This is a genomic window from Bradyrhizobium sp. 87, assembly GCF_023073015.1.
Classification (GTDB): Bacteria; Pseudomonadota; Alphaproteobacteria; order Rhizobiales; family Xanthobacteraceae; genus Bradyrhizobium; species Bradyrhizobium canariense_D.
The window spans coordinates 233,602-247,437 of sequence record NZ_JADPIQ010000075.1 but is presented as its reverse complement, the minus strand read 5'-3'; the positions used below and the strand labels follow the sequence as shown (position 1 = coordinate 247,437).

Here is a 13,836-nt window from a genome sequence, read left to right as displayed (position 1 = left end):
ACTGGTGCCGCTTGCGAACATGGGAATGGAGAGGCCGCCCGCTCCGGCGCCGAGAGCGGCACCAGACCACGTGGGCACGCTGCTGGAGCCCGCGCTGCCACCAAGCCCAAGCAACGAACCCAACCGTTTTAGATCAAGCGCTTCTTCGACACAGAAAGACGGATTAGGGCACTATTGGACTAGGAGGTGGCGGAATGGGGCCCGGTCAACCTCGCTGAATCGCTCGTCTTTTCCACCTGCGCCGAGAACAATCTACGGTCCTATCCACGGTTAGTCTCGCAACCTCACGACCGAACTTTTCGGCCATCTTAAGCAGCGCGCCGGCCTCGCCTGGCACCCTGCTCTCCTCCACCAGGTCGCGGCACAGTCGCTCCATTGCCGGGAGTTCGTCGGTGTCGTGCTGATCTCGCCCCATGCGGGCGATCAATCATGAACGTATTCGTCGGCGCAGCAGCAGCCTCCGTAGCCAGCATGCCTCTAGAAGCGCTGGCCTCGCCGCTTCCAGCCAGCGTGCCAAAGCTTGCCTTCGATGGCTCCCAATGCGGCGACGCAATGCGCGAGGCCTATTACAAGCTCGATGAAGCGAACGAGGCCTTGAAGCTGACGGCTGCGGACTTCCAAAGGGTATGGAAGGCTTGCGGCGAATGGCAAAAAGCCAATCCGCAGCCGGGCGCCCACCGCGCTCACAAGAAGTATTGCCGGCGCTACGATAAGCACATGGACGAGATCAACTATGATGCGGTCTTCGATGCGCATCAGAAGGCGCGCGACGCCTTCAAGGCCGCACAACTTGCCTTGGCGAACGTCAAGGTCCGCGACCTTGCCGAATTGTGCCTCAAAGCTTGCATGATCTATGTCTTTGAGGACGTCAGGCAGCCGCACCTACGCCATGTCGATCCGGTGATTTCAGTTTCCGTCGCGATGGATCTGGCCGCAATGGCTGCCCCGACGAAGGGCGAAGCCTGAGCCTCCAGGCCCGCCGGTTCACGGCGGGCCCGTTGTTCTCCGGGCGAGAACAGATTGCGCTAATAATAAATCTTCGTTTGTTCCTTGCGCGTGTATTTATAAGCGGAACACGTAGAAGTACGTTGCCTTAGTTGGCGGCCGTATGCGCCGGTTCACGCTGGCGGGCCTTTGCGAACCCATCGTTACGTTGGCTTTCGCAAGCTCGTGGAGCTCAGCCATTGCTGAATATGCAGCGCGTTCTCACTGAGCTGCGCGGCCTTCAAAAGAGCTTCCCGCTTTGGCCCCGGAGGCGTTGCTTCGGCCCGGGTTCGAGCGGCGCTCGCCATTTGAGTTAGGCGTTCAGTGAGAGAAGGGATGAGCTTGACCATAGATGGCTCCGCGTATTTGGCGGGAGCACGTGGCTCTCAGTCACCGATATATGCCGTGATGGGCCGGTGATGGAATTACTAGGCGCCGGTTCCGCAAGAATAGATAGTCAATTCGCCGTAGGTTCTCGGCCCTTCAGAGGACCCCTGTTGCCTCACCTGGCGGCCCTTCGCGCCGCCTCAACATGGCGGGGCTTTCCTGTAGTTGCCGGCGATCTCCAGCAGCGCCGCGCGCTCTACCGGATCGTCAGTCTGGGCCGCCAACGTGCGGCAGATTGACTCAATGTCGGGCTCGCGATAGCGCGCGCTGATTGTACGTTCGATTGTGCGCTGGAGCCAATCTACAAGTCTAAGTAGCTGATTTTGCTGGTGTTTTGGCGGACGGGGTGTCAACCAAAGGACACTGTTTTTGCGACTAAATTTCCGATTTTGAAAACTCAACCCACGGCTTATCCCACGTGAGCACCGGACCACGTGGGTTGTGAGCCTCAGGGCCCGCTAGCCTCGCCAACCGCGGCCGCGAGCCCCTTGCAACGCAAGCCCTCTTCCATCGCGGGAAGCACGTAGCGGTCTTTCCAGGTTTCGCAACAAATGACGCGTGGAGGTCGAGGCCAACACGCGTGAGCGCCGGAGCGAAAAGGTCACGGCGTCTTAAGCTCCACGACGCGGGACCGTGCAGCCGCGCCGCGATGCCGGCGCTGAAGAGCGTCGCCAGGCCCCCATAGTTCGACGCCATGCCGCCCCCGACCACTTCGCGCAAGATTGTAAATAAGCGCCGAACTTTGACGGGGGGTCAAACAGCGCGCCGAATGACAGCAGGCGAGCAAGGCGCTTCTTCCAAAGCCATTGGCGCGGGTTTTTGACAATCCCGCCGCGCTGTTGAACGAGCTGAAGCCGCCCGGCGCGTCGGCTTCTCCAAGCTGATCGCCCCTATCGCTCCGCAATCCACAAGCATGGATTGAATGTCCTCTTGCAAATCTTCTACCTATGGTTACGCTCTCCCATGATTTCGGCCATTGCCGCTTGGGGGAGCAGCCAATGCCTGACGATGATTTTTCGCTTTTTGACAAGATGCGGTGGGGCTATCACGCGGTACTCAACCAATTCAGAACGCCACCCAGTCGCGCAGAAATAGACGCCGCGGCAGCATCCATTAATGCCTCTCCCGGCGGAGCTGCAGCCGCAGCCACCGGCATGTGCCTGATCGTATTTCCGGGTACGGATAAGGAAGACTATTGCCGCAACGGCATGACAAATGATGCCTGCCAGAACCTCGCAAAGAGCGTCGGCGGCTTCAGTCGGACCGTCATACCCGGCTCAGTCTGTCCTCAGTGATGCCCGAACGGGCACGCTCCACGGCGACGTCCAAACGCTTACTATAGGGTTGGCGCGATGCTTTGCGGCCTTCGATTCCGTCTCTTGGTTTGCAGCTTTTCAATTGCGCTCTCCGGCTGTGCGGCGATCCCGCCAAACTTCGATGTGCCGAGCGACGTGCATGGGACACCGTCGACCGGCACCATTGTGCAACGCATCAAGTGCGAGCTGATCGACCTCATCCGCGATGACGTGCCTCAGCCCTACAAGCATCGCAAGCTGCTGCTCGGCTTCGACTACGAAGTGGCGATGCTGCTCAGCCTCGACGTCAACGACACCGGTGGCCTAGCCCCCTCCTTCAATCTTCCCTATGGCAATTTCGCCTTTAACCTGGGAGCCAATGTCAACCAATCCCGCGAGGACACGCTCAACATCAATCTGACCTACTCCATGAGAGAGCTCGCTCATCGATGGGACCAGGATAGAGACCTTTCCATCTGTCCGGCCATGGATACGAACCTTGCAGGCAATCTCGGCCTGCGACGCATGGTTACGTCCGCGCTCGACACGCCTGACATGGTTGAGAAGGCGGACCTATCCCCGACGGGCGGAGAGTTCGGCGGCATCGTCAACTTCGTCTTGACCCGAAACCTCAATTCGACGGGTCCGACCTGGACGCTCACTCATTTCGCTGGCCCCGGCAACTTGGCGTCCGTTTCCAGGGTCAATACCGACAAGCTCAGCTTCGGCTTCGCCGTCGGCAAGAATGCGGGAACGCCGTTCAAGTCACACCAGGCGACGCCGCCCTCGACGTTCGCTGGCGCGAACCGGGTGCTCGAACAGCAACTCATCAACAATTTGGGCACGCAACTGAGCGGTATACGCAGTCTTCAGCGGCTGCCGTAGCGACGCTGCCGCCAATGAACACGCAAAGACCGTCACGGCCACCGCATCATCACAGTAGGCATCTCTCAGCCACAAAGCGCAGTATGGCTTACTGTGGCGCGGCCCCCTCGCCGACAAGAACAAACGGCGCCCAAACCGCCGGGTGACTTTCACGATTATCGCCGGTATCGATCATCGACAGCATTGCGCGGCGAAGAGCATCGGCCCGATCAACTCGGGGACGCCCAGTCGCCGGATCCACCCTGAGCTCCGCTATAGAGCTGGTGATGAGTTTGACGGTAGCGTCAGAATCAACCTCCCAATGAGACACCAGCAATGACCTCGCTCCCGCGTAGAAGAACGCGCGAGCAAGACCAGATAACGCTTCCGCTTCGGCCGCTTCTCCTGCTGCCGTGTTGCACGCTGAAAGAATGACCCAGTCCGCGTCAAGTCTTAGCGCGGCAATATCAGAAGCACTCAGATATCCGTCATCCGTCCCGCTTGCTTTGCCGTCTCTTGCCGGAGGCGTCAAGATCAGCCCCGGTTCGGAAGTGGGCGAAATGTCGCCGGCTATCGCGCCATGCGTCGCGAACTGAACGATCTTGCTCTTGGCAAGGACCCCGCTCTCCGACAACAACCTCAGCTCAGTCTTCGTAGCTTTCGCACCAAGATACACGTGCGTTGCCGTATCGCTACCCAGATCCCGGGCCACATCACAAAGTTCGCTCGCGGTTTCGGGGATTGGCTCCTGACGGCGAATGTATTCGATATCGATGCGACCGCCCCTTCCCTTTGAAGGCGTGCGTGTCCCCACCTTGCGTTCCGGTGAAGCTGCTAGCCCTCCCGGAGACGGTCCGCAACTCGCAAATGCGCGCGCTGCAGATGCGGCTTTCAAGATCGCCTCCTTCTTCTGTGGATCCGGCTCACTTGCGGGATCGCCGTCCAGCAAGGGGTTGCCAAAGCCGATAAACAGATCGCTCGCCTGACTGCCTTTCCCCAGCTTCCGTAAGGACTTGAGCGAAGAAACGGCCGGCAGGATGGAAATCGCGTGCTTGCGGATAAGCCACCGCGCATCACGATATCCGGTCGCTGGGGGCGGATCGGTCACCAGCACCTGAAAGGGCAATTGAGTCAGTGCGCCCGAGGGCACTATCAGAAGGTGATGTTTGTCTTTGATTGTGTCCTCGAACTGGCCAAAAAGAGCCTTGTAGAGACTATAGGACCGCGTCAGATCGAACGGCAGCGGCTTTCCCTTTTCGTCGTCTGCCTTCGTATATTCGACCTTCAAGAGATCTGGGCATCGAGACTTTAACACCAACCAGGAACCCTCAAAGTCGAGACCGCACCGCAACGCCGCGACCTCGCGCCCCAGCGCCTCCGTACCAACATCAGAGCGCACCCACCGCGCCTTGTCCTTCGTAACAATCCAGACAAACGTTTCCTGAGTCGTCGGCTTCTTCTCAGATGAACTGAAGAAGCCGATCATCGCTTCGTCGGGACCCAACAAGGTTTGGATTTCCGATATCGTCGTTGCCGACGGATTTGCGTAGTCCATGTATTGCGGAAACGACTGATTGAGTGTCCGATCGATCTCAGCCATCCTTGCATCGATCTTTGCCATTGCGTCGCGCAACTGCGCTTCGCTCGACTGGTCTCTCAGGCTCTGGGACGCGAACGCAAGATAACTCTTGTTCTTCTCTTGCCATTCAAGCGCGAGATCCTGCCGCTCCCGCACCAACTTTGACAGGTTCTCGTCTGTAATCGCCCCTCTGGCCGACATCTGGGCCAGGGCATTGGAAGCCGCCGACGCCTGCCCCCATTGCGCATATTCGAAGGCACGCGCGGTGCGGGCGGCATTTGTCTCAACGACGTCATCTGCTCGAAAATTCGATTTGATCGCCGCTTCAAAAGTGCTTCGGAACCTCTGATCGCCACCGCTGCCATCGCTCGCTTGCGCTTGGCCAAGCGCATATCTGCGCGTGAAGTGATGAACCACCATACTTGCAGCTTCGGCATAATATCGGTTCGCGGATGTCCAGTCCGACTTTTCGAAAAATAACCCCGCGAGCGAATCGAGGACCAGATAAGTGCCGAGACTATCGTCGCCAAGCGTTGCCCGTGTGTATTCGAGCGCCTTCAAATAGTGAGCTTCGGCCTCTGCCGCCCGACCCGTGCGGTACTCGATGGACGCAAGCGCGCCGTATGCGGCCCCCAACATCAGGCGATTATTACTCTTTTCGAAGACGTCGATGGCCTTTCGAACTTCCGACTCCGCCTCTTGGAGTTCGCCCAACTGAGCCAAAGTCCCGGCAAGATTCTGCCTCATCGTTGCCGACGCTCCCGATTCGGGACCGAGAACCTTGTCATAAATCTCTATCGCTTGCTTCATGAGCCTCGCCCCCTCGGCAAAGTCATGTTGGCCGAGCCGGACGATCGCCAGAGCCGACAACGATTTGGCGACCTGACCCGAATTTGGTCCGAATGCGTCGGTATCGATCTTTAGCGCTCGCTCAGCAAAAGACCCGGCCTCGTCAAAGCGTCCCTGATTGGCCAAGAGCCCAGAGATATTCTGGAGGCTGTCGCTAAGATTGGGATGATTTAGCCCTAACACTTGCTCGCGGATCGACAGGGCTCGTCTGTAGTATGGCTCCGCTTCCTCGTACCGCCCTTGATCCTCCAAGGACTGCCCGTAAGCCGTGGCCTCGCGCACAATGTCAGGAGATAGCGGGCCACTCCGCTTCTCGTACAAAGCTATGATGCGCCTGTAGATCGCATCGTTGTCTCTCCTTGCGCCCTTTTTATTGTTGAGCATGATCATTGTGTCTAATGCCGAGAACATCGCCTGATGCTCCTTTCCTAGCTTCTGCTCTCGAATTGCAAGCGACCGATCGGCCAACGTGGTTGCTTCTACCAGCCGATCTTCTTCGATGAGGAGCTTGGCAAAATTGTTCAAAATGGGGGCCAACTGAACCGCGTCGGAGCCCGACGTGTCTTCGACGATCTTCATCGCACGTCGCCACGCACGTTCGGCATCGTCCTTGCGTCCGAGCTCCCGATAGCCCCCAGCCAAGACATTCAGTATCGTTGCAATATTGCTGTCGTTCTTACCGAACTGCCGCTCGGCTACTGTCAATCCTGCTTCGGCTAGCGCGACGCCCTCACCGGTCCTCCCTAGCGCGTAGAGATTTCCGACAATCCCCGTAAGCTTCTCGACGCTCCTGTCTTGCGCTGCCGAAAGCGTACTTGAGACAATCAGAACGGCCAGGCTGATGCTGGCGATGAACTTCAAAGAGATGATACGTTTCAAAAATCTGTCGCGCCGTCTCATCTTGGTCCCTACTTTTAGCGGAACGACACAGAAGAGCTCGAGCATCGCCCAAAGGCCGCTCTATCTCGCCTTGATGTTGGTCCTGGAAGTCAACGAAGAACCCTCGCCTACAAGCATGAACGGCGCCCAGATTGCCGGATGAGCCTCGTCCGCACTTCCAGAATCGATCATATCGAGCATCGACCGGCGCAACGCCTCTGCTCTCCCATACTCGGGATGGGAATTCAGCTCGGCGACCGCCTTTGTCACCAACTTAGCCGTGGCATCTGAATCGACGGCCCAGTTGGAAACAAGCAAAGATCTTGCGCCTGCATAAAAAAACGAACGCGCCAGACCGGAAAGCGCTTCGGTCCCCGGCGCAACCCCTGCACTCGTGTTGCAGGCCGACAAGATCACCCAATCGGCATCAAACTTGAGGCTGCTGATCTCGGAAGCCGACAAGTAACCGTCATCCAGGTCCGTTGCCTCTCTTGGCGGCGTCAAGATCAGGCCCGGTTCAGATGCGTTCGAAAAATCACCAGCTACTGCGCCATGGGTCGCGAAGTCGACGATCCGGTACTTCTGCAGATCGTTCCTGTCAGATAGCCGCTTAACTTGTGCCTCCGTCGCTTGTGCGCCTAAGAACACCTGGGTAGCGGGGTCAACGTCCAAATCTTTCGCAATCGCACATAACTCGTCCGCGGTGGACGGTAACGGCACCTGCGATCGAATTTCAGCAAGGTCGACCGCGCCGCTCTTGTCATACACGACGCTTCGGTGGCCACGGCGAGGCGATTTATGTCGATTGTTGACTTCCACGCAGCGCTGCTTCTCCTGCGCTTCTGTTGCGGCGGCAGCATCGCCAGCATCATGTGGATCGCCAAGGAGCAGCGGGTTACCGAAACCGATAAACCGCTCAGGGGCAACGCTATCCTTGGCGAATTGCCGAAGCGCCTTGAGGGACGAGACGGCTGGCAGCAAGGTTACGGCATACTTTCGCGCAAACCACGCGACATCACGATAATCCGCGGAAGCTACGGGGATACCGAGCTTCGGGGTGGCGGTAACCAACGCTTGGAACGGCAACTGCGTCAGCGCTCCCGACGGAACGATCAGCAGGCGCTTGTTCTTGATGCTTTCTTCCACCTGCCCGAACAAGCTCTTATACAACGAATGCGCGCGCCCCAGGTCGAATGGGAGGGGCTTACCGGCATCCTCATCTGCTCGGGTATGCTCGACCTTAAGGAGTTCTGGGCAGCGCGACCGTAACACGACCCATGCACCATCGTAGTCCACTCCGCAGCGTAGTGCCGCCACCTCACGAGCCAGTGCTGACGTCCCGAGATCCGAGTTCGCCCACACCACGCTCGTCTTCGTAATCACCCAAATGAACGTTTCCTCGGGCCGCACGCCGGTGTCTGGTGCATCCAGGAAGAGTATCAAAGCTTCATCGTCAGATAGCTGGTGCTCCTGTAACTCTTGAACCGACACGGGGCTGAATTCCATCAGGCTAGCGACCTTTGGCAGCTCCTCCTTCAGCGACGAACGTATCGCCAGGATGCGCGCGTCGATTTCGCCCGCACGTATCGACAGTCGACGCTCCTTGTCAGCATCGCGCCCGAAGGCGCTATTGCCGACAACACTGTCCATGTAAGCGCTGATCAACCCCTTTTCGACAATCAGGTCCTGCAATTCCCGAATTGTCGCTTTGAACTCTCCACGTCCCAACCCGCGCATAGCCATCTCGGCCAGCGATCCTGCGGTCACCGACGCTCGCGCCCATTGAGCGGCCTCAAAGGTGCGGCCGGCCAGCTCAGAGTTTCGCGATGGGTCCTCTCGCCTCAACTGCGCCGCCGCGCTCACGAATTCTTCGAATGTAGGCTGGATCCTGGTGTCGCGATTGGCGATTTGCCCGGAGTTGATTCTTTGCAGTGACGATGCTTGGGCTTCCACCTGGCCGACGGCAAGGGTCACCGCCGAGCCGAGGTTGCGAACTGCTTCCTGCCAATTGGCCTCCTTGGCAAAGACACGGCCAAAGCCCTTGAACAGCGACATCTGGGTGTTGTCGACCCCGAGCGTTGAGACAAGCTTTTGACCATCTTGCCGGCGAAATTCATCAACAGACCTGATGGCCCGCGAATAGAGGGTTTCCGCCTCTTTCAGCTTTCCAAGCTCGGCAAATAGCCCAGCAATTTGTCCATCTATACTCGCTACGCCGATATAATTTTCTCCAGCCCTCTTCGCGAGGTTGGTCCGCGCGCGCTGCATCAGGGGCATCGCTTCATCATACTTTCCAGCACCGGCCAGCGCAGCCGCCAGGTTCATAAGCCGGATTCCGACAAGTCGGCTTGCCGGCCCCGAAATGCGCTCGTCTGTTTCGAGCGCGTCTCTGAATGCTTGTTCCGCCTCTCTTAATCTTCCTGTTCGCAAATAGACGAGCCCAATATTGTTTATGCTGGCGGCTGCGTCGCTGCTGTTCTCGCCGCTGAATGCCAGGTCCAATAAGTGCGCCCGCTCAAGCAAAGGCAGAGCTTCATCATAGCGGCTGGTGTACGTGTACAAGAGGCCGAGGTTATTCAGCGAAGTGGCCATGTTGGATCCCCAACCGCGATAGGAGTCTCGGTCCGGGATTCGATCAAAAACATCGACCGCGCGCTTAAGATTCGCCTCCGCCTCTGTGTAGCGTCCTACCTCGGAATACATTTGACCGAGATCGTTGAGCGCAATACCGGTTTGGTAGCGCCGAGGGCCATACAACTGCTCTGTAAGGATCGCAACGCTCTCGGCCGTGGGAATTGCCGAGGGTGACATAGTGAGGTTTGCCAAGCCTCTCAAAAGCGCCTCAAGCTTAGCAGCGCTCTCCGCTTGATGGTTAGGAGCCACTACGCGAGCTCTTTCCTCGGATTTTCTTGCCGCTTCCTCGCGGTTGGTTCTGCGATATACTTCAGCCAGCGCTATGAGGGACTTCTCTACCTGACCCACGATCTCTTGCCGCGGGTCATCGAGGATCTCCAATGCGGAAAGAAGGAGACTTTCTGCCTCATCCAATTTATTCGTGGACAAGCATATGACGGCCAGGTCGGTCTTCACCCTGGAGACAACAAGCAGATATTGCGATCCGCCCTTGTCAAAGGCATCCAACGATCGACGCATTATTTCGTCCGCGGCCGCATCATCACCCGATTTGTGAAGCACGAGAGCAAAGTCATGCCGAAATCGTGCGATTGTTGGATGCGAAACTCCCAAGCGCCGTTCCAATATGGGGAGCGCCGTCTTGTAGAGCTGCACTGACGCTTGAAGATCGCCATTCCCGGCGAGCAGATCAGCAAGCTCAAACTCTCGTCTCACAGCGTCGGGTGTGTCTTGTCCGCTATTCCTGATTTGGATCGCCAATGCCTCTTTGAGAGTATCGCCAGTATCCTTCAGTGCTCCGATGCCCCTCTGGCATTCCGCAAGCAAATCAAGGGATTTAAGATATGCCAGGCTGAATGCTCCGAACTGGCGGCGCGCGCTGCTTCTGAATTCCACGGCGCGCGCCAATGCCAATTGATACTGGTTCGATTCGAGAAGCTGCACGATTGCGCCCAGTTCGGAGTTGAATTGGTCGCGTGAGGCGGCCGAATCACGTTGGGCATTAGCCGTCTCATGCACAACCGCCAGCGCCAGACCTAGCGCCACAACTGACAAAACGCGGGACCAACTCATAGCGACCTTCCCTGGTTGGAAATGGGCGCGCCCACCGCCTGCAAATCTACGGGCGACAAAGACATTCGGCGATGTCGTCGAGACGAAACCCCGCTACTTATTTAACTCCTCTACAACGCTTGCCAGGAAGCAGCGTTTGTCGCCGACATTTTGTCGGCAGCTCGCGCCTCCGTCACTCTGACCCAAAATCAACAATCGAGTAATGGGTGACAGCCGCCATCCAAGTGGCAACGGGTAGCCATAACCGAGAAGTTCTGCTTTGCCGAGCGAATGGAACGGGCTTGCTTGCAGCTTTTCGGCTGCAAAGACGCGTTCCGCCTCCTTCACGGCGATTCCACCGCGTGCTGAACGCGTGCTTAGCAGGGTTTGGACCGGTGCCAGATAGTCGCTATGCGTCCCGCTCGGGTCACCAAAGTCGGCACTCGTCAGAACGATAAGATTGATTTGAATCTTTTGCGCCGGATCTAAGTTCGCGATGGCTCCTTCGATTTCGCGCATTGCCGCGAGCGCCATCGTCACTCCCGAATTGTCGAAGTAGCCCCCGTCCACTAGCTGGATGTTCTGGCGCGACGATTTTTTTGAACCGGCAACGTCAATGCTGAATGAGCCCGGCGGAGTAAGCCACGGAAATCGCGCACTCAGAACAGCTGCCGTACTCAGCGAAATGTCGACAGAGGGGCGCGACGCATCGCCAGAAGCGAACCAAGGAAAACTTCTAAACTCATCGGTATCGATCGAAAACGGTGATATCACACGCCCTCGCCCCGATGCCACTTCGGTCGTATTGATCAAAAGCGCCGGCGCCTCCAACCGAGGACTCCAGCTCGTCGAGAATGAAGCACTCAGGGGATTGCCTTCGTCAACCCACTGTTCCTTGAAACGGGTCTGGTAATATTTCACGCCACTCTGCCAGGACTCCTCGAGCGATTTCTCCAAGGCAATCGATCGATCAAATTGCGGGACTGGGAAGAACAGAAAGCGCTGCAGGAAGTCGGGAAACAGGAATGCGCCGAGAACAGGAGACAAGTAGTCATCCCTGAGTATGTCCTCGGAAACATCGGCGAAGAATTGACCGCCCACATTGTCACCTGGTTTGCGGCATCCCGAACCGGCTTTGAAACGATCGTCGCTTTGCCTGATCTTTCGTGTAAGACCGTTGAATATCGCAGCGCCGACACTCCCGCCGGAAACGGAGCTGATAGCGAAAACATGATGGGAGAATCTCGGGCATCGGTCTTGGAGGGAAGCCAGCAAAGTCGCAGTTCTATATGCCGCGTAAATACCTCCCCCTTCAGTCGCGACGACATACACCGGATAGACATCGTAGAGGGGGCGATCGCGTCTTTCCTTGAGCCACTGCGCGAACCCGTCTGCAATCGTCCCCGGCGGTGATCGTGATGACTGGCTTGTTTCAGGGGACCGAACTGCGCGAACAGCGTGATTGTCATTCAGACCGAAGATACCGAAGATGGCTGCGCAAACCAGTGCGAGAAACATCAGTGGCATTCTCACCTGAATCTCCAGGAGCGATACTGCTCTCAACAACACGGATGCTGCCGCAAAGAACAGGCAAAGCACCCCGAACGAAGAAAGCGTTCGGGCGAGCCAGACTGGCGAAAGGACGAAAGCAGCGGTCAAAACTATCGGCAAGCCGAACCCAATGAGATATACGCAACGTGTTTTCGTCCGTTCGGCGGACACGCGCAGTTTTCTCAGATAAGGCCGCGACAGAAGAAACACTAAAGCTCCGATCGCGACGCAGACCGCGGCCATGAAATGTAACCACCAGTTGACCTGAAGTTGAGCCTCGACATAGCTTTGGGAGAGTTGCTCGATCCGGACCGGAGCCGAAAAATCTTTCGCAATGGACAGTCGTGCGCCGGCCAACATAACTTCCTTGATGTTCTCCACACGAAAGTCGGCTGAAGCCAGAACAAGTCCAGCGCCAACTGCTAGGGCTGGCGTGCAGGCAATCGTCAAAAAAGGCCCCGGGGTGAACTGGCCGTCGCTGTCGTCGAGCTCATCTGAGACCGCGGTCCTGTGAGCATGAGCGGCGACCGACAAAAATACAAAGGACACGATCAGCACCGACGTCGCCAAGACGATGAATCCGATTAGTCCTTGCGGATCCCCGAAATGCGAGTGAGTGCTCCCGATGGAGGCATAAGACTCGGCGAAAGCTTGCGCGGTGTACCGATAGAGTTCGAGAGTCTGACCAGGGAGCGTGACACATGCGACAAACGCCAAGCACAGAAACAACGGACTCTTGAGCGAGTTCAATGTGTGAAAGTACTTCTTGAAATAGAGAACCAGAGCACAATCACCTAGCCGCATGCTCGCCTCGCCCCAAATGTCCATTCCTAGCAAAAAGCTACTGTAGTCCATTGCGCTCGGCTATAGTCGCGTTAAGATTGAGCATGGATATTTTTCGACCTACCCGACAGGGGTACGATTTGGTTGTGAATGTTGTGATTTTGTCCGGCGCTATTCGGCCTGACTTCGCGGCTTAAATTGAACGAGCCGTGGTTCTGTCATAGCTGAAACGGCCACGGCTATATTTTGACAGGGAACAAGAGATGAAGCGCAGCGAATTGATTTACGCATCGGTTGTGATCGCGGCGGCGGCCTGGATAACAGATGCGTCCGCTGCGAATGCGAAACGAGCATCCAAGCCTGAGAGGATCAAACAATACACTCAGACATACCTGGCGAGTTGCAAGCCGCTGTTGATTTGTACCGCCGAGTGCCAGGACCTTTACGATGTTTTGCAGCGCGAAGGGACCGACCTCGGTCCTCCCTGCAAGCCGAATCAATGACCGGGTATGAGCGTCCCAGTTGCTAAAGGCTAAGCTTTGTTCGGCTTTACTGAATCCCGTCAGGAGTTTGGTGACGGCCAAGCTGGTGGACGATCAGCACCATTCAGGGGTCTAGACCCAGCTCGCGAGTGGTGGTCTCTGTCTGCGCTCGATTGAGGGCATCAAGCGGTCACAGGCCGGATCGCCTTTCCTGCAGGGCGACCCACTGACGTCCAATGCGGTGCCCCCAGGATGCTCGCTCGTTCAATCTCCTCCCGGATTCCAGGTCCGGAGCGGCCTCGCCACGCCCAGTGAAAAAAAGCGCCGAACTTTGACCCCCAACGGCTTCCAACATTGACCCCACGCGTGACGAACATTCCGGTGACGGTTCAAGGAATTGGGCGACGTTGACCGGGGTCAACCTTCGGCGCCGATCGGGTGTCAAACAGCGCGCCGAATGACAGGGTCAGTGCCGTGGCGTGGCAAAGATAGGCACGTT

7 protein-coding genes are annotated in these 13,836 nt (G+C 57.4%); 4 read left to right on the top strand and 3 right to left on the bottom strand.

All coding sequences use genetic code 11. From position 1 onward, the window contains the following. The first annotated feature begins 594 nt into the window (after positions 1-594). The 3 genes from IVB50_RS17780 to IVB50_RS17770 all read left to right on the top strand — a co-directional run bounded on the left by IVB50_RS17780 (position 595) and on the right by IVB50_RS17770 (position 3,551). Positions 595-966 carry a hypothetical protein gene (locus IVB50_RS17780; RefSeq protein ID WP_143275131.1) on the top strand — a complete coding sequence of 124 codons (372 nt, stop codon included), beginning with the start codon at positions 595-597 and terminating at the stop codon, positions 964-966. Positions 967-2,369: 1,403 nt separating this feature from the next. Further along, positions 2,370-2,666: a hypothetical protein gene (locus IVB50_RS17775; RefSeq protein WP_247296735.1), complete on the top strand. Its 297-nt coding sequence runs from the start codon at positions 2,370-2,372 to the stop codon at positions 2,664-2,666. Positions 2,667-2,810: 144 nt separating this feature from the next. After that, positions 2,811-3,551, top strand: a complete 741-nt coding sequence (locus IVB50_RS17770) for a hypothetical protein (protein ID WP_247296732.1) — start codon at positions 2,811-2,813, stop codon at positions 3,549-3,551. A gap of 88 nt (positions 3,552-3,639) precedes the next feature. Here IVB50_RS17770 and IVB50_RS17765 read toward each other — a convergent pair whose 3' ends face one another. The 3 genes from IVB50_RS17765 to IVB50_RS17755 form a co-directional block, all read right to left on the bottom strand. Further along, positions 3,640-6,837 carry a CHAT domain-containing protein gene (locus IVB50_RS17765; protein WP_247296730.1) on the bottom strand — a complete coding sequence of 1,066 codons (3,198 nt, stop codon included), beginning with the start codon at positions 6,835-6,837 and terminating at the stop codon, positions 3,640-3,642. An 81-nt stretch (positions 6,838-6,918) separates the two neighbouring features. Continuing rightward, complete coding sequence (locus tag IVB50_RS17760; RefSeq protein ID WP_247296727.1) at positions 6,919-10,542, bottom strand: CHAT domain-containing protein; 3,624 nt, start codon at positions 10,540-10,542, stop codon at positions 6,919-6,921. A gap of 93 nt (positions 10,543-10,635) precedes the next feature. After that, positions 10,636-12,927, bottom strand: a complete 2,292-nt coding sequence (locus tag IVB50_RS17755) for a hypothetical protein (RefSeq protein ID WP_247296724.1) — start codon at positions 12,925-12,927, stop codon at positions 10,636-10,638. Positions 12,928-13,118: 191 nt separating this feature from the next. Between IVB50_RS17755 and IVB50_RS17750 the strand changes: the two genes are divergently transcribed. Beyond that, positions 13,119-13,358, top strand: a complete 240-nt coding sequence (locus IVB50_RS17750) for a hypothetical protein (RefSeq protein WP_247296722.1) — start codon at positions 13,119-13,121, stop codon at positions 13,356-13,358. The last annotated feature ends 478 nt before the right edge of the window (positions 13,359-13,836 follow it).